This window comes from Pseudomonas turukhanskensis, assembly GCF_027922365.1.
Lineage (GTDB): Bacteria > Pseudomonadota > Gammaproteobacteria > Pseudomonadales > Pseudomonadaceae > Aquipseudomonas > Aquipseudomonas turukhanskensis.
Window position 1 is genome coordinate 11944 of record NZ_BSFN01000027.1, and the last position, 17631, is coordinate 29574.

At 62.2% G+C, this 17631-nt stretch carries 18 protein-coding genes; 13 read left to right on the forward strand and 5 right to left on the reverse strand.

Annotated elements, in window-relative coordinates:
• Positions 1–14 precede the first annotated feature (14 nt).
• The 11 genes from nadD (at position 15) to lipA (ending at position 9876) form a co-directional block, all read left to right on the forward strand.
• Positions 15–659, forward strand: a complete 645-nt coding sequence (gene nadD, locus PKE98_RS24660) for a nicotinate-nucleotide adenylyltransferase (RefSeq protein WP_271198095.1) — start codon at positions 15–17, stop codon at positions 657–659.
• A gap of 34 nt (positions 660–693) precedes the next feature.
• Positions 694–1074 carry a ribosome silencing factor gene (gene rsfS, locus PKE98_RS24665; RefSeq protein WP_271198122.1) on the forward strand — a complete coding sequence of 127 codons (381 nt, stop codon included), beginning with the start codon at positions 694–696 and terminating at the stop codon, positions 1072–1074.
• 8 nt (positions 1075–1082) lie between these two features.
• The gene (rlmH, locus tag PKE98_RS24670; RefSeq protein WP_122450698.1) at positions 1083–1550 is read left to right on the forward strand and encodes a 23S rRNA (pseudouridine(1915)-N(3))-methyltransferase RlmH; all 468 of its coding nucleotides are present in this window, start codon (positions 1083–1085) and stop codon (positions 1548–1550) included.
• 9 nt (positions 1551–1559) lie between these two features.
• Positions 1560–3452, forward strand: coding sequence for a penicillin-binding protein 2 (gene mrdA, locus PKE98_RS24675; RefSeq protein WP_271198096.1), 1893 nt, complete (start codon positions 1560–1562; stop codon positions 3450–3452).
• Between the two features lie 34 nt (positions 3453–3486).
• The gene (gene rodA / locus PKE98_RS24680) at positions 3487–4590 is read left to right on the forward strand and encodes a rod shape-determining protein RodA (RefSeq protein ID WP_271198123.1); all 1104 of its coding nucleotides are present in this window, start codon (positions 3487–3489) and stop codon (positions 4588–4590) included.
• 17 nt (positions 4591–4607) lie between these two features.
• Entirely contained in the window at positions 4608–5618 is a 1011-nt protein-coding gene (gene mltB, locus PKE98_RS24685; protein ID WP_271198097.1) for a lytic murein transglycosylase B, read from the forward strand.
• Positions 5619–6626, forward strand: a complete 1008-nt coding sequence (locus tag PKE98_RS24690) for a septal ring lytic transglycosylase RlpA family protein (protein ID WP_271198098.1) — start codon at positions 5619–5621, stop codon at positions 6624–6626.
• Between the two features lie 69 nt (positions 6627–6695).
• The gene (locus PKE98_RS24695; protein WP_271198099.1) at positions 6696–7856 is read left to right on the forward strand and encodes a D-alanyl-D-alanine carboxypeptidase family protein; all 1161 of its coding nucleotides are present in this window, start codon (positions 6696–6698) and stop codon (positions 7854–7856) included.
• 96 nt (positions 7857–7952) lie between these two features.
• Complete coding sequence (locus PKE98_RS24700; protein WP_271198100.1) at positions 7953–8225, forward strand: DUF493 domain-containing protein; 273 nt, start codon at positions 7953–7955, stop codon at positions 8223–8225.
• Complete coding sequence (gene lipB, locus PKE98_RS24705) at positions 8225–8878, forward strand: lipoyl(octanoyl) transferase LipB (RefSeq protein ID WP_271198101.1); 654 nt, start codon at positions 8225–8227, stop codon at positions 8876–8878. Before PKE98_RS24700 ends, lipB begins: the two co-directional genes overlap by 1 nt.
• Positions 8875–9876, forward strand: a complete 1002-nt coding sequence (gene lipA / locus PKE98_RS24710; protein WP_271198102.1) for a lipoyl synthase — start codon at positions 8875–8877, stop codon at positions 9874–9876. The genes lipB and lipA overlap by 4 nt, the downstream gene beginning before the upstream one ends.
• A gap of 168 nt (positions 9877–10044) precedes the next feature.
• Here lipA and PKE98_RS24715 read toward each other — a convergent pair whose 3' ends face one another.
• From PKE98_RS24715 to leuS, 5 genes are all read right to left on the reverse strand, one after another.
• Positions 10045–11355 (reverse strand): lytic murein transglycosylase, encoded by a 1311-nt coding sequence (locus PKE98_RS24715; RefSeq protein ID WP_271198103.1) that lies wholly within the window; start codon positions 11353–11355, stop codon positions 10045–10047.
• Positions 11356–11415: 60 nt separating this feature from the next.
• Complete coding sequence (gene arfA / locus PKE98_RS24720; protein ID WP_271198104.1) at positions 11416–11601, reverse strand: alternative ribosome rescue factor ArfA; 186 nt, start codon at positions 11599–11601, stop codon at positions 11416–11418.
• A 100-nt stretch (positions 11602–11701) separates the two neighbouring features.
• A complete protein-coding gene (gene holA / locus PKE98_RS24725) occupies positions 11702–12739 on the reverse strand; it encodes a DNA polymerase III subunit delta (RefSeq protein ID WP_271198105.1) in 1038 nt (345 codons plus the stop codon).
• Between the two features lie 39 nt (positions 12740–12778).
• Positions 12779–13390, reverse strand: a complete 612-nt coding sequence (locus PKE98_RS24730; protein ID WP_271198107.1) for an LPS-assembly lipoprotein LptE — start codon at positions 13388–13390, stop codon at positions 12779–12781.
• 93 nt (positions 13391–13483) lie between these two features.
• A complete protein-coding gene (gene leuS / locus PKE98_RS24735) occupies positions 13484–16105 on the reverse strand; it encodes a leucine--tRNA ligase (RefSeq protein ID WP_271198108.1) in 2622 nt (873 codons plus the stop codon).
• 206 nt (positions 16106–16311) lie between these two features.
• On the opposite strand from leuS, the gene PKE98_RS24740 reads away from it, so the two are divergent.
• Together PKE98_RS24740 and PKE98_RS24745 are read left to right on the forward strand one after the other, a co-directional pair.
• Positions 16312–16749, forward strand: a complete 438-nt coding sequence (locus tag PKE98_RS24740; protein ID WP_271198109.1) for a hypothetical protein — start codon at positions 16312–16314, stop codon at positions 16747–16749.
• Between the two features lie 26 nt (positions 16750–16775).
• Entirely contained in the window at positions 16776–17537 is a 762-nt protein-coding gene (locus tag PKE98_RS24745; protein WP_271198110.1) for a YdcF family protein, read from the forward strand.
• The last annotated feature ends 94 nt before the right edge of the window (positions 17538–17631 follow it).

A 17631-nucleotide genomic window follows, 5' to 3' on the forward strand; every position in this document is an offset into this window, starting at 1 on the left:
CCGAGCAGACATCCGTGGGCAAGCGCATCGGCATCCTGGGCGGGACTTTCAACCCGGTGCATGTCGGCCATTTGCGCAGCGCCCTGGAAGTGGCCGAACAGCTTGATCTGGACGAGCTGCGTTTGATTCCCAACGCTCGCCCGCCGCACCGGGAAGCGCCGCAGGTGTCGGCGCAGGACCGTTTGGCGATGGTCGAGCAGGCCGTTGCCGGGGTGCCCTTGCTGACGGTGGACGACCGCGAACTCAAACGCGACCGGCCGTCCTACAGCATCGACACCCTGGAGTCGTTGCGCGCTGAACTGGCGGTTGAGGATCAACTGTTTTTAGTGTTGGGGTGGGACGCCTTTTGTGGCCTGCCAACCTGGCATCGCTGGGAATCACTGCTGGACCATTGCCACATCCTGGTATTGCAACGCCCGGATGCCGACAGCGAAGCGCCGCAAGCGCTGCGTGATGTTCTGGCGGCCCGCAGTGTCAGCGACCCGCAGGCCCTGGCAGGGCCGAGCGGCCAGATTGCTTTTGTCTGGCAGACGCCGCTCGCGGTGTCTGCTACCCAGATCCGGAATCTGCTGGCCAGCGGAAAGTCGGTGCGTTTTCTGGTGCCCGATGCGGTGCTGGCCTACATCAATGCACGCGGACTGTACCGCGCGCAGAACTGAACACGAGAAAGAGTCAATTATGAGCAAGCCTGTAATGCCGAGCGAAGACCTGGTCAAACTGGCCGTCTTTGCCCTCGAAGACGTCAAAGCCCAAGACATCACCACCATCGATGTGCGCGGCAAAACCAGCATCACCGATTTCATGGTGATCGCCAGCGGCACCTCCAACCGCCACGTCAAATCCCTGGTGGATAACGTGCTGGAAAAGGTCAAGGAAAAGGGCGTGCGCCCACTGGGCAGCGAAGGCCTGGACACTGGCGAATGGGCCTTGCTGGACCTGGGCGATATCGTCGTGCACGTGATGTTGCCGACCGCTCGCCAGTTCTACGACCTCGAGCGTCTGTGGCAGGGCGCCGAGCAGAGCCGCGCGCAGAACCAGAACAGCCCGGAACAGTTCAGCAACGACGGCGAGTAAGGCTTCCCTTGCGTATACGTCTGATCGCTGTCGGTTCGCGCATGCCGCGCTGGGTGGAGGACGGTTGGCAGGAATATGCCAAGCGTCTGCCGGCCGAGCTGCCGCTGGACCTGGTGGAAATCCCCCTCAACACCCGCGGCAAGAACGCCGATGTGGCGCGCCTGATCCGTCAGGAAGGCGAGGCCATGCTGGCCAAGGTGCAACCGGGGGAGAAGATCGTCACGCTTGAGGTAACCGGCAAACCGTGGAGCACCGAGCAGTTGGCGGTGGAACTGGAGCGCTGGCGCCTGGATGCGCGCACCATCAATTTGATGGTCGGCGGCCCGGAAGGGCTGGCGCCTGAGGTGCAGGCACGCAGTGAGCAGCGCTGGTCGCTGTCGCCGCTGACCTTGCCGCACCCGCTGGTGCGGATTCTGATTGGTGAACAGATTTATCGCGCCTGGACCGTGTTGTCCGGGCACCCTTATCACAAATAAGCCCTCGTAATGCCGCAGCCGATCCGCCTCAAGGACCACGAGAAAGACGCCCGCCAAGTTCGCAATCGCGTGGTGGTGGGGGCGGTCGCCATCTGTTTGCTGATTATCGTGCTGATCGCACGCCTGTATTTTCTGCAGGTGATTCAGTACGAGTACCACTCGACCCTTTCCGAAAACAACCGCGTGCATGTGCAGCCGATTCCGCCCACCCGTGGGCTGATCTTCGACCGCAATGGCGTGGTGGTAGCCGACAACCGGCCCAGTTTCAGCCTGAGCATGACCCGCGAGCGGGCCGGCGATTGGGAGCAGGTGCTGGATGTCATCGTCGAAGTGCTGGAGCTGAGCCAGGAAGACCGCACCCTGTTCGAGCGGCGCATGCGCCAGGGCCGCCGGCCTTTCGAGCCGGTGCCGATTCTGTTCGAGCTCAGTGAAGAGCAGATCGCCCGCATTGCAGTAAACCAGTTCCGCCTGCCCGGCGTGGAAGTGGTGGCGCAGTTGGTGCGGCATTACCCGCAGGGCGAGCACTTTGCTCACTCGGTGGGGTATGTGGGGCGCATCAACGAGGCCGAGTTGAAAGTGCTCGACCCGGTCAATTACAGCGGCACTCACCATATCGGCAAAACCGGCATCGAGCGCTTCTACGAACCGCAGCTGCACGGGCAGGTGGGGTACGAGGAAGTAGAAACCAACGCCCGAGGCCGCGTGCTGCGGGTGCTCAAGCGCACCGACCCGGTGCCTGGCGCCGATATTGTGCTGAGCATGGACATTCGCCTGCAGGAAGCGGCAGAGGCGGCGCTGGGCGGGCGCCGTGGTTCCATCGTGGCGCTGGACCCCAATACCGGTGAAGTGCTGGCGATGGTCAGCCAGCCGAGCTTCGACCCCAACCTGTTCGTCACCGGTATCGGCTTCAAAGCCTATTCCGAACTGCGCGACTCGCCGGACCGTCCGCTGTTCAACCGCGTGCTGCGCGGCCTCTACCCGCCGGGTTCGACCATCAAACCGGCGGTGGCCATTGCCGGGCTGGACAGCGGTGTAGTGACGCCGAGCACGCGGGTGTACGACCCGGGCTTTTATCAGTTGCCCAACTACGAGCACAAATACCGCAACTGGAACCGCTCCGGCGATGGCTCGGTGGATCTGCAAGCCGCGATCATGCGTTCCAACGACACCTACTTTTATGACCTGGCCCACAAACTGGGCATCGACCGCCTGGGCAATTACCTGAGCCGTTTTGGCATCGGGCAGAAAGTCTCGCTGGATATGTTCGAAGAGTCCCCCGGCTTGATGCCGTCGCGCGAGTGGAAGCGGGCGCGCTATCGCCAAGCCTGGTTCCCGGGCGAAACGCTGATTCTCGGGATTGGCCAGGGCTACATGCAGACCACGCCGTTGCAATTGGCGCAGGTGTCGGCGCTGGTGGCCAACCACGGCAAATGGATTCGCCCGCACCTGGCCAAGACCGTGGACGGCGTTCCGCCGGTAGACCCCAACCCCATGCCCGATATCGTGCTGCGCAACCCCGGTGACTGGGCGCAAGTGAGCGCCGGTATGCAGCAGGTGATGCACAACCCGCGCGGTACGGCGCACAAGGTTGGTGACACGTCCAGCTACCGCATCGCCGGCAAAAGCGGTACCGCGCAGGTGGTGGCGATCAAACAGGGCGAGAAATACGACCGCTCCAAGCTTGATGAGCGCCATCGCGACCACGCCCTGTTTATTGCCTTCGCCCCGGCCGAGGCGCCGAAGATTGCCGTGGCGGTGATGATCGAGAACGGTGAGGGCGGTTCCAGCGTCGCCGCGCCCGTGGCCAAGGCGGTGATGGATGCCTGGCTGCTGGGCGAAAACGGTCAGCTCAAAACCCAGTACGCACCCCCTGTAACGGCCGAGGCGCCTGCACGTGAGTAACAACTTCGACCGCTCAATCTCCGACGAAGACGTGATGCGCCGGCGCGCCAGCCTGCTGCAGCGCCTGCATATCGATGGCCAGCTGTTTCTGCTGCTGACTGTGCTCGCGGCCGGCAGCCTGTTCGTGCTGTATTCGGCCAGCGGCAAGAATGTCGACCTGCTGCTCAAGCAAGCCACCTCCTTCGGCCTGGGTGCCGTGGCCATGTGCGTCATCGCCCAGTTCGAGCCGCGCTTTCTCGCGCGCTGGGTGCCGCTCGGTTACCTGGCGGGTGTGGGGCTGCTGATCGTGGTGGACGTCATGGGCCATAACGCCATGGGCGCCACGCGCTGGATCAACATTCCCGGCATCATCCGTTTCCAGCCGGCCGAGTTTATGAAGATCCTGATGCCGGCCACCATCGCCTGGTACATGGCTCGACACAATTTGCCGCCACGGCTCAAACACATCGCCATCAGCCTGGCGCTGATCGGCATTCCGTTTGTGCTGGTGGTGCGCCAACCGGACCTTGGCACCGCGCTGCTGGTGCTCGCCTCCGGCGCGTTCGTATTGTTTATGGCGGGCCTGCAATGGCGCTGGATCCTAGGCGCAGTCACGGCTGTAGTGCCGGTGGCGGTCGCCATGTGGTTCTTTGTGATGCACGACTATCAGAAGCAGCGGGTACTCACTTTCCTCGATCCGGAGAGTGATCCGCTGGGTACCGGCTGGAACATTATTCAGTCCAAAGCGGCCATTGGTTCGGGCGGCGTTTTCGGCAAAGGCTGGTTATTGGGCACCCAATCGCACCTGGATTTTTTGCCGGAAAGCCATACGGACTTTATCATCGCGGTTTTGGGCGAAGAGTTCGGTCTGGTCGGCATCTGTCTGTTGTTGCTGGTGTATGCGTTGCTGATTGCGCGCGGCCTGGTAATTACTGTCCAAGCGCAGACGCTGTTCGGTAAGCTGCTTGCCGGCAGCCTGACAATGACCTTCTTTGTTTACGTCTTCGTCAATATCGGCATGGTCAGTGGCCTGTTGCCGGTGGTTGGGGTGCCGCTTCCTTTCATTAGCTACGGCGGAACTTCGCTGGTGACGCTGATGTCAGGGTTTGGGCTTTTAATGGCTATCCACACGCACCGTAAGTGGATTGCTCAGGTTTGATTGGGGTGAGGGATTTAATGCTAGGTTTGCGTCGCTGGGCCACGCGCACGGCACATTTGGCCAGCCTTGCTGGTATCTGCGGTTTCGCCCAGCAGGCGCCTGCCGCTGGTTACGAAGGGTCGCCGCAAGTTGCCGAATTCGTTGCCGAGATGACCCGCGACTATGGCTTTGCCGGTGAGCAACTGGTGAACCTGTTCCGCGAAGTGGAGCGCAAGCAGTCGATTCTCGACGCCATTTCCCGCCCGGCCGAAAAGGTTAAAACCTGGGCTGAATACCGTCCCATCTTTATCACCGACCGCCGTATCAACCAGGGCGTCGAGTTCTGGAAACAGCACGAAGCGGCTTTGGCCCGTGCCGAAAAGGAATACGGCGTGCCCGCTCAGGTGATCGTTGCCATCATCGGCGTCGAAACGTCCTATGGCGCCAACACTGGCAGCTACCGGGTCATCGACGCGTTGTCGACCCTGGGCTTCGACTACCCGCCGCGCGCCGATTTCTTCCGCAAGGAACTCAAGCAGTTCCTGTTGCTGGCGCGTGAACAGCAGGTCGACCCGCTGACCCTCAAAGGCTCCTACGCCGGCGCCATGGGCATGCCGCAGTTTATGCCGAGCAGCTTTCGCGCCTATGCCGTGGATTTTGACGGCGACGGCCATATCAATATCTGGAACGACCCGGACGACGCCATAGGCAGCGTTGCCAGCTACTTCAAACGCCATGGCTGGGTAACCGGCGAGGCCGTGGTGAGCGTTGCGCAAATCAGCGGCGAGCAGGCCGAAGAAGGGCTGACAGTTGGCCTGGACCCGGTGAAGACCATAGGCGAGCTGCGTGCCATGGGCTGGTCGAGCCATGAAGCGGTGCGCGATGATGTGTCCGTGATTGCCTTTCGTCTGGATGGTGAAGCCGGCCCGGAATATTGGTTAGGCTTACCCAATTTTTATGTCATCACTCGTTACAATCGCAGCGCGATGTACGCCATGGCGGTGCATCAGCTGTCCGATTTGATTGTTCAGGCCCGGGGCACCAAGTAAATGCAGGCAACGCCGTTCAAGCTCTTCGCCTTTGGCGCTCTGGCCGTGATGTTGGCCAGTTGCTCCAGCAGCCGCGCGCCCCAGCCTACGCAAAGCACTGCTATTTCCGGTCCCGGTGATTTTGCCCGCCCGCATCGCGACGGCGCGCCGTGGTGGGATGTGGATATCTCCAAAGTGCCGGACGCCGTGCCGATGCCGCACTACGGCGCTTACAAGGCAAACCCCTACACCGTGCTGGGTAAAACCTATTACCCGATGCCCGATGCCAAGCGCTACCTGGCCACCGGCACCGCCTCCTGGTACGGCACCAAGTTTCATGGTCAGGCCACGGCCAACGGCGAGAAGTACGACCTGTACGGCATGAGTGCCGCGCACAAGACCTTGCCGCTGCCCAGCTACGTGCGCGTGACCAACCTGGAAAACGGCAAGAGCGTGATTCTGCGGGTCAACGACCGCGGCCCGTTCTATTCCGACCGCATTATCGACCTGTCTTTCGCCGCGGCGAAAAAGCTCGGCTACGCCGAAGTCGGTACCGCGCGGGTAAAAGTTGAAGGCATCGACCCGGCCGAGTGGTGGGCGAAACAAGGCCGCCCGGTGCCCATGGTATTGGCCCAGCCGCAGATGGCCGCCGTGCAACCGGCCAAGCCGGCGCTGGCGCAGACCATGGCGCAGCCCGTTGAACAATACACCCCGCCGCCAGCGCAGCACGCCGCCGTCGTCGTGCCCGCGCAGGTGCAGATCGACGCAAAAAAAAACGCTTCACTCGAGCCATCTGGCCTGTATCTCCAGGTCGCAGCCTTCGCCAATCCGGACGCTGCGCAACTCCTGAAGGACAAGCTGAGCACGATGGTGAGTGCCCCGGTGTTTATCAGCTCGGTGGTGCGCAACCAGCAGACCTTCCACCGCGTGCGGATGGGGCCGGTAAGCACGCAGGGTGAAGCGACACAACTACAGAACAGCGTGCGGCTGGCCAACCTGGGCCAACCGACATTAGTGAAGCCCGAATAGCTGCCCCTATTACGGCTTCGACCGACTTGCTCGCCAGAGCCTGTTTGCCATTAGTAACTTGAGAGACTGATGAATATCACCGCCTTTACCCGTCGTCTGAGTCTGTTCGCCCTCCTGATCACCGCCCCGGCTACCTGGGCCGCCGAGACTGCCGTACCGGCCGCACCCGAGCTGGCTGCCAAAGCCTATGTGCTGATGGACGCCGCCAGCGGCAACGTGCTGGTGGAAAACAACGGTGACCAGCGCCTGCCACCGGCCAGCCTGACCAAGCTGATGACCGCGTACATCGCCACCCTGGAAATCCGCCGTGGCCAGATCAGCGAAACCGACAAGGTGATGGTCAGCGAGCACGCCTGGCGCACCGGCGGTTCGCGCATGTTTATCAAGGTTGGCACCGAGGTCGCCCTGGGTGACCTGCTGCACGGCATCATCATTCAGTCCGGCAACGACGCCAGCGTCGCCACCGCCGAGCACATTGCCGGTAGCGAAGACGCGTTCGCCGACATGATGAACACCACCGCCGAAAAACTCGGCATGACCGGCAGCCACTTCATGAACGCCACCGGCTTGCCTAACCCGGAGCACTACTCCACCGCGCACGACATGGCGCGCCTGGCCCGGGCGATCATCTACGAAGACCCAGCGCACTACGCCATCTACTCGCAGAAAGAGTTCTTCTGGAACAATATCAAGCAGCCCAACCGCAACCTGCTGCTGTGGCGTGACAAGACTGTCGATGGCCTGAAAACTGGCCACACCGACGAAGCCGGCTACTGCCTGGTGGCCTCGGCCGTACGCGACGGCATGCGCTTGATCGCCGTGGTGTTCGGCACCAACAGCGAGCAGGCCCGTGCTGCCGAAACCCAGAAGCTTCTGACCTACGGTTTCCGTTTCTTCGAAACCCAGACCTTCTATCAGAAGGGCACCGAGCTGGCCCAGGGCACCGTATGGAAAGGTGCCACTCGCCAGGTCAAAGCCGGTCTGGCCGAAGACCTGACCATGACCATGCCGCGTGGCCAGCTGAAAAAGCTCAGCGCCAACATGACCATGAACCCGCAGCTGGTCGCGCCGATCAAGCAAGGCGACGTGATTGGTAAAGTGGAAGTGAAACTGGAAGACAAGGTGGTGCACAGCGCCGACCTGATCGCGCTCGAGACCGTTGACGAGGGTGGCTTCTTCCGTCGCGTGTGGGATAGCATCCGTCTATTCTTCTTCGGCCTGTTCAACTGACCGAGCGCTTTTCCGATAGCCCCAGACGCCGCCTCCTGGCTCCAAAAGAGCCGGCCGGCGTCTGATTCCGCGGACCACAAGTCCGCCGAGACCACCATGACAGACGCCACCTCCGTAACCATCGAGTTTCCCTGCGAGCGCTACCCGATCAAAGTGATTGGCGATGCGGGCGAGGGGTTTACCGAACTGGTCATCGATATTCTCAAGCGCCACGCGCCCGATCTGGACGTGGGCACCCTGGTGCAACGCGACAGCCGCAACGGTAAGTACCTCACCGTGCAACTGCTGATTACCGCCACCGGCATCGAACAACTGCAAGACATCAACAGCGACCTGCGCGCCACCGGCCGCGTACACATGGTGCTCTGATGACCCAGCGCCTGGGCTTTCGCGAGCTCGGCCAGGTTCCTTACGAACCGACCTGGCATGCCATGCAGCACTTTACCTATTCGCGGGCGGCGGATACGCCTGACGAAATCTGGCTGCTTGAGCACCCGCCGGTGTTTACCCAAGGCCAGGCCGGCAAGGCCGAACATGTGTTGTTTCCGGGTGATATTCCGGTGGTCAAAGTCGACCGCGGCGGCCAGGTGACCTATCACGGTCCCGGCCAGTTGGTGGCTTACCTGATGCTGGACGTGCGCCGCTCGAGTCTGGGCGTGCGTGAGCTGGTCAGCCGTATCGAGCTGAGCCTTATCGAGCTGCTCGCCAGTTATGGCGTGCAGGCCGAGGCCAAGCCGGATGCGCCTGGCGTGTATGTAGACGGGGCGAAGATTGCCTCGCTGGGTCTGCGCATTCGCAACGGTCGGTCCTTTCATGGCCTGGCGTTGAATGTGGACATGGACCTGCAACCCTTCCAGCGCATCAACCCCTGTGGGTATGCCGGGATGGCCATGACCCAACTGCGTGACCAGGTGGGGCCAATTGAATTTGCCGAAGTAAGTGCCCGGCTGCGTGCGCAGCTCGTCACACACCTCGACTACGCTGAACAGACGACCCTGACGGGCGGAATTGAATCGCTATGAGCATTGAAGTAGCTGGCAACGAAGCAACCGGCACCGCTGTGAAAGCCCCACCGGCCAAGGTGGAAATGGGCGTGAAGCTGCGCGGCGCCGAAAAGATGGCGCGTATTCCGGTGAAGATCATTCCTACCGAAGAGCTGCCGCGCAAACCGGACTGGATTCGCGTGCGCGTACCGGTTTCGCCGGAAGTCGACCGCATCAAGCAGCTGCTGCGCAAACACAAACTGCACAGCGTCTGCGAAGAAGCCTCGTGCCCCAACCTGGGTGAATGCTTCTCCGGTGGCACGGCCACCTTCATGATCATGGGCGACATCTGCACCCGTCGCTGCCCGTTCTGCGACGTCGGCCACGGCCGACCAAAACCGCTGGACGCTGATGAGCCGATGAACCTGGCCGTGGCCATTGCCGACCTGCGTTTGAAATACGTGGTGATCACCTCGGTAGACCGCGACGACCTGCGCGACGGTGGCGCCCAGCACTTTGTCGACTGCCTGCGGGAAATTCGCAAGCTGTCGCCGGGCGTTCAGTTGGAAACCCTGGTGCCGGACTACCGCGGCCGCATGGACGTGGCGCTGGCCATCACCGAGCAAGAGCCGCCAGATGTGTTCAACCACAACCTGGAAACCGTACCGCGCCTTTACAAGGCCGCGCGTCCTGGCTCGGACTTCGAGTGGTCGCTGGACCTGCTGGAAAACTTCAAGAAACGTGTACCGCACGTGCCGACCAAATCGGGCCTGATGCTGGGCCTGGGCGAAACCGACGAAGAAGTGATCGAAGTGATGAAGCGCATGCGCGAACATGACATCGACATGCTCACCCTCGGCCAGTACCTGCAACCTTCGCGCAACCACCTGCCGGTGCAGCGCTTCGTGCACCCGGATACCTTTGCCTGGTTTGCTGAAGAAGGCACCAGGATGGGCTTCAAGAACGTCGCTTCTGGCCCTCTGGTTCGCTCTTCCTACCACGCGGATCAGCAAGCGCACGAGGCGAAGAAAGGCTAAGCCATTCAGCGCAAAAAAAGGGCGGCCCATAGGTCGCCCTTTTTGTTTGTGTGAATCGTCGAACCGTAGGATGGGGGAGGAATAGCCGATACCCATCGTGATTTGCGCTGGTAACGCATTGATGGGTTTCGCCTGTGGCTCCACCCATCCAACACGCCGTTGCTGGTCTTACTGGCTGCGTAAGCGGTTTAACAAGCTGTGATCCGGATAGCCATCGGCGGGCAGATTCAACTGCTGCTGGTAAGCCCGCACAGCCTTGCGGGTGTTGGCGCCGATAATGCCGTCGGCGCCGCCTGGCTCGAAGCCATGTGCTGCCAGCAATTGCTGCAATTCAATGCGCTCGCTGCGGCCCAACTGCGGGTCGTCGCGCGGCCAGTCGGCGATTACCGCCGCGTTGGCGCCACGGATGCCATCGGACAGCAAGCCAACCGCCAGCGCATAGGACGATGAGTTGTTGTACTTGAGGATGCTGCGGAAGTTGCTCAGCAACAAGAACGCCGGGCCGCGATGGCCGGCGGGCAACAGCAGCGTGGCCGATTCACCGGACAGCGTCGGCGCCAGTGCTTTGCCGCTGGCGGGCATTACCCCCAGAGCGGTCCACTCGGCCACGCTCTTGCGGGTTTCCGGGTCGGCCAGGGCGTAGTCGAACCCTGTGGGCAGGCGCACTTCAAAGCCCCAGGGTTTGCCCAGTTGCCAGCCGGATTGCTGCAGGTAGTGAGCGGCCGAGGCCAGGGCGTCGGCCGAGGAGTACCAGACGTCCCGGCGGCCATCGCCGTCAAAGTCCACTGCGTGCTGGTTATAGGTGGTGGGCATGAACTGCGTCTGGCCCATGGCGCCGGCCCAGGAGCCCACCAAGCGCTCGGGCGCGATATCGCCGTGCTGGAGAATCTGCAAGGCCGCAATCAGCTGTTCACGCCAGAATGCGGCGCGTCGGCCTTCGTAGGCGAGCGTCGCCAGCGAGCGAATCACGCTGTTGCTGCCGATGTTGTTGCCATAGGCGCTTTCCATGCCCCACACCGCCACCAGTACTTCGGCCTGCACGCCATACCGTTGCTCGATGCGGCTCAAGGTTGCCTGCTGCTGGGCGTACTGCGCCTGGCCATTGGCGATGCGCCGGGCCGACACGGCGCCGTCGAGGTATTCCCACACGGGGCGGGTGAATTCGGGTTGGCTGCTGTCGGCGGCGACCACGGCAGGGTCGAGAGTGACGTTGGCGAAGGCGCGATCAAACAGTGCGGCACTGATGCCGGCATTGAGCGCGTCACTGCGCAGTTGGCTGCGCCATTGTTCGAATGTCTGGGTTGGCAATGGGGCGGCGGGCTGGGGCGCAGCACCGGCAGCGGTAGCGGCAGTCGCGGTGGTCGGAGCCGGGGAGGCAACAGGTTGCGGCGCTTGTGGGGACTCGGCGCAGGCAGTGAGCAGGTTGAAGTGAAAGCTCAGTACGGCGCAGGCCAGGGTGCGCGATGACAGGTTGAACATCAGCAGGTCTCAAAGCGGTAAACAGCGGCCACCTTAACACGCTGACGACAGGGAAACCCTTCAGGCCGCTGCAAAGGCTGTCGGGAAATCGCCAAGCCCCATAAAGACAGAAGCCCCCCAGTTTTGCTGGGAGGCTTCGCGGCGGTAGCTGCCTTTGCCTTTTTTCGGCTGTTCCTGGCGGCTGCGGAACAGGGGCTGGGCGATGATGGATTTGGCTTTATTGGGGCGTTTCTTCGATGTGGCCATTACAGTCCTCGGGCGGGGCGGGTGGCTGAGCGCTGGTAAGTGGCGCGGCCCCGCGGCGCGGATCATCGGCCTGTGCCGGGCCGCTGTCCAGTGCCGTTTATCACTCCTGGGGAAGCGACAGACGTTGCCCTGCGAGCATCAGCGTCAGGCGGCTGATGTCCAGCCACGGATCGCCCGCTGCCTGGCCTTTGATCTGCGCGTCGATGCGTTGGGCGTCTTGCAGCATCTTGTTCCAGCGCGCGGCGGGGTGACGTTGTAGCGCTTTGCTCACGAGTGGGCGGCGTTTGTCCCACACCGGCGGGCGTGCCTGGCTGAAGGCTTTTTCCAGCGGGATGCCTTGGCCATATTGCTGGGCAATGTTAGCCAGCAGGCGCAGTTCGCGGGCCAGTGCCCAGAGCACCACCGTGCTGTCGACACCTTCACCGCGCAGCCCTTCCAGGGTGCGTAACGCATGGGTGGCTTCGCCATTGAGGGCGGCATCGATAAGGCCGAATACATCGTAACGGGCGCTGTCTGCCACTGCAGCCTGCACGGTGCCGGCGTCGATCTGATTGCCCTCGGCCAGCAGCTTGAGCTTCTCGATTTCCTGGGCGGCCGCCAGCAAGTTGCCTTCCACGCGGGCGGCGATGAGGTCGACCGCTTCCTGAGTGGCGGTCATGCCCGCCTGGCTCATGCGTTGACGTATCCACTGCGGCAGCTGATGAACTTCCACCGGCCAGATCTGCACGAACTGCGCATTGGGACCATCGATAACCGCCTTGGCCCACTTGGTTTTCTGCGTGCTGCCGTCCAACTTGGGCAGGCTGATCAGCAGCAGCGTGTCTTCCGGTGGGCGCGCCAGGTATTCGAGCAACGCTGCCGTGCCTTTATCACCCGGCTTGCCGTTGGGAATGCGCAACTCCAGCACGCGCTTTTCGGCGAACAGCGAAAGGCTGTTTCCGGCCTGCAGCAGCGTGCCCCAGTCGAAGCTGGCATCGGCGTTGAACACCTGTCGTTCAGGAAACCCTTGGCTACGGGTGGCAGCACGAATGGCGTCGGCCGCCTCCTGGCACAGCAACGGGTCATCGCCGCTGATGGCGTACACCGGGGCGAGGCTGCTTTGCAGGTGTTTGGCGAGTTGCGCGGGGGCGAGCTTCATAGGCGGGAATGCCGGGCCGCTAGCGCGGCCCGAACGGTCTTACTGGGTTTGGATCGGCAGTTGCAGCGGCGATTGCTGCGGCGTTTCGGCCTCAGCCTTGCGTGCTGCTTCAATGGCGTCCGCTTCGGCTTGCGCTTTGGCATCGGCTGCCGCTTGCAACTCTTCCAATTGGGCCGGGGTGATCAGTTGAAGGCGTTGGGCCAACTGGGTCACCAGTTCGTGGCGCAGCTCGTCTTCAAGTTGCAGCGACTCTTGTTCGGAACCGATCAGGTTGTTTTCGTCGTGGACGTAGGTGTTTTGCACGTCGACGGTATTGGTCAGCAACACGGTGTTTTTGGCGCCGCGCAGCTCATAGGTCACTTCCATCGTGGTCTGGTATTCGGCGCTACGCGCGCTACCGGTGTAGCTGACGGTGCGGCGGGTTCTGGTTTCCCGGTTTAGAGCCACGGTGTAAGGCGCGCCGGGGTGTACATTGACGTCGTTATTGATCAGCGTCTGGCGCAGGTCTTTTACCAGCGGGCCGTAGGCGTCACGGGCGGTGACATTGACTTCCTTGAGGGCGAAGGCCATGTCGCCGGTGCCGCGCAGCTGGAAACCGCAAGCGCTGAGCAGGGTTGCCAGGCCGACTACCATCAGATTCCGTTTGATCATCTGTTATCCCCTTAAACCATCTGTAGCGCTGCCCATGGTGCAGCGCCAACTCAAATAGGTGTTCGCGGCGCCAGCGGCTACCGCGATACGTCATCAGCTCGCGACGATATTGACCAGCTTGCCCGGCACCACGATGACCTTGCGAATGGTCAGGCCATCAAGGAAGCGCAGGACGTTTTCGTTGACCCGCGCTGCCGCCTCGACCTCTTCGCGGCTGGCAGTAGCCGGCACGTCGATTTGGCCGCGCAGCTTGCCGTTCACTTGAACCACCAGTTGCAAGTTGTCCTGCACTAGGGCGCTTTCATCCAGCACTGGCCACTGGGCGTCGATAACCGCGCTTTCGTGGCCCAGTTCCAGCCACAGCTCGTGGCTGATGTGCGGAGTGATCGGCGCCAGCAGCAGGGCCACGGTTTCCAGGCCTTCTTGCAGCAGGGCGCGATCGGAATCGCTGTGCTGCGCGGCTTTTTCCAGCACGTTCATCAGCGTCATCACCTGGGCAATGGCGGTGTTGAATTTGTGGTGTTGGCCAATGTCCTGGCTGGCTTGCTTGATGGCCAGGTGAATGGCACGGCGCACGTCTTTCTGCGCGTCGCTCAGGCCAGCAACATCGAGGCTGCCAGGTACGCCACGTGCCACATGGGCCTGGGCCAGACGCCAGACGCGCTTGAGGAAGCGGTGCGCGCCCTCGACGCCGGAGTCGGACCACTCCAGGCTCATGTCGGGCGGCGAGGCGAACATCATGAACAGGCGGCAGGTGTCGGCGCCGTACTGGTCGATCATCGACTGCGGGTCAACGCCGTTGTTCTTGGACTTGGCCATCTTCTCGGTGCCACCGATTTCCACCGGCAAGCCGTCGGTCTTCAGGGTGGCGCCAATGATCTTGGCTTTGGCGTCGCGCTCGATTTCAACGTCGGCTGGGTTGAACCAGGTTTTGCTGCCGTTGGCTTCAACGCGGTAGTAGGTCTCGGCAATCACCATGCCCTGGGTGAGCAGGTTCTTGAACGGCTCATTCGAGTCGAGCAGGCCTTCGTCACGCATCAGCTTATGGAAGAAGCGCGCATAGAGCAGGTGCAGAATCGCGTGTTCGATACCGCCGATGTACTGGTCTACCGGCAACCAGTGGTTCGCGGCAGCCGGGTCGACCATGCCCTTGGTGTAGTTGGGCGATGCGTAGCGGGCGAAGTACCAGGACGATTCCACGAAGGTGTCCATGGTGTCGGTTTCGCGCTTGGCCTGGGCGCCGCATTTCGGGCAGGTGCAGCTGTAGAAGTCGGGCATACGCGCCAGCGGGCTGCCCGCGCCATCGGGCACGACGTCTTCTGGCAGCACTACTGGCAGTTGGGCTTCCGGCACCGGCACATCACCGCAGGTATCGCAGTGAATAATCGGAATCGGGCAACCCCAGTAGCGTTGACGGCTAATGCCCCAGTCACGCAGACGGAACTGGGTGCGAGCCTGGCCGAGGGCTTTCTTTTGCAAGGCCACTTCAATGGCATCGAAGGCGCCGGAAAAATCCAGACCGTCGAATTCACCGGAGTTGATCAGTTGGCCGTGCTCGCCGTAGGCGGCCTGCCAAGGCGCCGGGTTTTCGTCGCCGGCACTGGTGCGCACCACCGATTTGATCGGCAGGCTGTACTTGTGGGCGAATTCGAAGTCGCGTTCGTCGTGCGCCGGCACGGCCATTACCGCGCCGTCGCCGTAGTGCATCAGCACATAGTTGGCGACCCACACCGGCAGCTTCTCGCCGGTCAATGGATGTTCAACAAAGAGCCCGGTCGCCAGGCCTTTCTTTTCCTGGGTGGCGATATCGGCTTCGGCCACGCCGCCGCGTTTGCATTCGTCGATAAAGGCTTGCAGCTCGGCGGCTTTGTCAGCCGGCAGCTTTTGCAGGGCAATGCTGGCTAGCGGGTGTTCGGCGGCCACGGCCACATAGGTGGCGCCCATCAGCGTGTCGGCGCGGGTGGTGAACACGTTCAGCTTGCCGGCCTGGCCGATGGAGGCCTGGTCGTACGGGAAGCTGACTTCCATGCCACGGGATTTGCCAATCCAGTTGCGCTGCATGGTCTTGACCTGTTCAGGCCAGCCCGGCAGGTCATCGAGGCTGGTCAACAGCTCATCGGCGTAGGCGGTGATCTTGAAGTAGTACATCGGGATTTCGCGCTTTTCGATCAGCGCGCCGGAACGCCAGCCACGGCCGTCGATAACCTGCTCGTTGGCCAGCACGGTCTGGTCGATCGGGTCCCAGTTTACGGTGCCGTTCTTACGGTAGATCACGCCCTTTTCGAACAGGCGGGTGAACAGCCATTGTTCCCAGCGGTAGTAGTCCGGCTTGCAGGTGGTGACTTCGCGCGTCCAATCCACCGCCAGGCCCAGGCTTTTGAGCTGGTTCTTCATGTAGGCGATGTTTTCGTACGTCCATTTGGCCGGCGCGACGTTGTTTTTCATCGCCGCGTTTTCCGCTGGCATACCGAACGCATCCCAGCCCATGGGCTGCAGAACGTTTTTGCCTTGCATGCGCTGATAGCGGGCAATCACATCGCCAATGGTGTAGTTGCGCACATGGCCCATGTGCAGCTTGCCGCTGGGGTAGGGGAACATCGACAGGCAATAGAAGGTGTCTTTGCCTGGTTGTTCACTGACTACGAAGGACTTCTGCTCGTCCCAGTAGGTTTGCGCGGCGGCTTCGGTTTCACGGGGCTGATAGTGTTCGTGCATGGCTACTTTTGGACTGGAAAATGGACGTTGCGAAGAACGCCGTAGCATACATGACCCACGTAGGAGCAGGGAAACCCTGATTGCTCTGCCTGCCAGGGGTACGCCCGTCGGCTGGGGCCTCGCCGTTGGTCGCGGCAGCCGGCTCGTTGCACCGCTGAAACTATGCTTGCAGGAACATCAATGACACGGAGCTGGCGAGGTTGCAGATGGCTGAGTTACGGCACGAAGAGGCACAGGGCGGTCTGTACGAGCGCCTGTTGCATCGGCTTGCCATAGCGCTGGATGAGGCCGACAGCGACAGCCGATGGCACAACAAAACCCCGCAGGAACTTGAACTCAGAGGTCTGAGCCCGGCCGAGCTGGAGCTGATTCGCGCCTACCTGGATCGTGACCTGCACTGGCTGCGCGGCTGGCATGCCGCCGCCAAGGAGCTGGCGCTGATCGAGCAAAGCCCTGCGCCCACCATCAAAGCGCCGCGCCCTGTGCATATCGCCAAAGTGGCCAAGCCCAAGGGGCTGATGCGTAATCGGCAAAAACTGCTGTGCGCCTTGTGCGGCACCGCCGCGTTCTGGCGTCCCGGTGAAGGCATTCAGGCGTGCAGCGCCTGTGGTTCGCAGTTGTTCCGAGCCTCAAAACCCCGGTAGGCTTCGGGCACCCTGGGAGGTGCTCGATGGTCCTGCGTTATTTCTTCAAACAACTTCTATTGCTGCCCGGCTGCCTGTTTCTGCTGCTATTGCTGGCCTGGTTTCTGCGTCGGCGCATGCCGCGGTTGGCCGCGTGCTGTTTCGCTGTGGGGCTGGGCGGGCTGTGGCTGAGCAGCGCGCCGGTGGCGGTTGAGCAATTGGCGCGGCTGGTTGAGCGCGAACCGGCGCTGGCGCACCAGCAGTGGGCCGGTTTGGCGACACAGGCCGATGCCATTGTGGTGCTGGGCGCGGGGCGCGAGCGCGACGATCCAGCCTGGGGCGGCGACCAAGCCAGTCAGCTGGCGGTAGAACGGCTGCGCTATGCCGCGCGGCTCGCCAAGGCCTCCGGCTTGCCCGTGTTGATCAGCGGCGGTTCGCCCTTCGGTGAGCCGGTGAGTGAAGCGGCGCTTATGGCGGACGTCATGAGCCAGGATTTCGGCGTACCCGTGCGCTGGCAGGAAGGCCAGAGCAAAACCACTTGGGAAAACGCCCAGCTCAGCGCCAGCATCCTGCACGCTGCCGGCATCCAGCGTGTGGTGCTGGTCACCCAGGCCGCGCATATGCCGCGCTCGCGGTGGTGCTTCGAACAGGCCGGCTTGCAGGTGGTAAGCGCGCCGGTGGGATTTATCAGCGTGCCCAATCAGCGGCCATTGGGCGGCTGGCTGCCCGAAAGCAAAAGCGTGTGGCAGACCGGCCTATTGCTTAACGAAGTGGCAGGGCAGATCGCTTATCCGCTGTTTTATCGGTAACCCGCGGCCTTCCGACTGTATCGCCGTCGTCCCCGCGCAGGCGGGGACCCAGAACTTCGAACGGTACGCAAACCCGCGCACGAGGCGAGACTCT

Coding starts and splice junctions, on each gene's coding strand:
- rsfS (WP_271198122.1), top strand. CDS start 694: ATGCCGAGCGAAGACCTGGTCAAACTGGCCGTCTTTGCCCTCGAAGAC.
- mrdA (WP_271198096.1), top strand. CDS start 1,560: ATGCCGCAGCCGATCCGCCTCAAGGACCACGAGAAAGACGCCCGCCAA.
- rodA (WP_271198123.1), top strand. CDS start 3,487: ATGCGCCGGCGCGCCAGCCTGCTGCAGCGCCTGCATATCGATGGCCAG.
- mltB (WP_271198097.1), top strand. CDS start 4,608: ATGCTAGGTTTGCGTCGCTGGGCCACGCGCACGGCACATTTGGCCAGC.
- PKE98_RS24690 (WP_271198098.1), top strand. CDS start 5,619: ATGCAGGCAACGCCGTTCAAGCTCTTCGCCTTTGGCGCTCTGGCCGTG.
- PKE98_RS24695 (WP_271198099.1), top strand. CDS start 6,696: ATGAATATCACCGCCTTTACCCGTCGTCTGAGTCTGTTCGCCCTCCTG.
- PKE98_RS24700 (WP_271198100.1), top strand. CDS start 7,953: ATGACAGACGCCACCTCCGTAACCATCGAGTTTCCCTGCGAGCGCTAC.
- lipB (WP_271198101.1), top strand. CDS start 8,225: ATGACCCAGCGCCTGGGCTTTCGCGAGCTCGGCCAGGTTCCTTACGAA.
- lipA (WP_271198102.1), top strand. CDS start 8,875: ATGAGCATTGAAGTAGCTGGCAACGAAGCAACCGGCACCGCTGTGAAA.
- PKE98_RS24715 (WP_271198103.1), bottom strand. CDS start 11,355: ATGTTCAACCTGTCATCGCGCACCCTGGCCTGCGCCGTACTGAGCTTT.
- arfA (WP_271198104.1), bottom strand. CDS start 11,601: ATGGCCACATCGAAGAAACGCCCCAATAAAGCCAAATCCATCATCGCC.
- holA (WP_271198105.1), bottom strand. CDS start 12,739: ATGAAGCTCGCCCCCGCGCAACTCGCCAAACACCTGCAAAGCAGCCTC.
- PKE98_RS24730 (WP_271198107.1), bottom strand. CDS start 13,390: ATGATCAAACGGAATCTGATGGTAGTCGGCCTGGCAACCCTGCTCAGC.
- leuS (WP_271198108.1), bottom strand. CDS start 16,105: ATGCACGAACACTATCAGCCCCGTGAAACCGAAGCCGCCGCGCAAACC.
- PKE98_RS24740 (WP_271198109.1), top strand. CDS start 16,312: ATGGCTGAGTTACGGCACGAAGAGGCACAGGGCGGTCTGTACGAGCGC.
- PKE98_RS24745 (WP_271198110.1), top strand. CDS start 16,776: ATGGTCCTGCGTTATTTCTTCAAACAACTTCTATTGCTGCCCGGCTGC.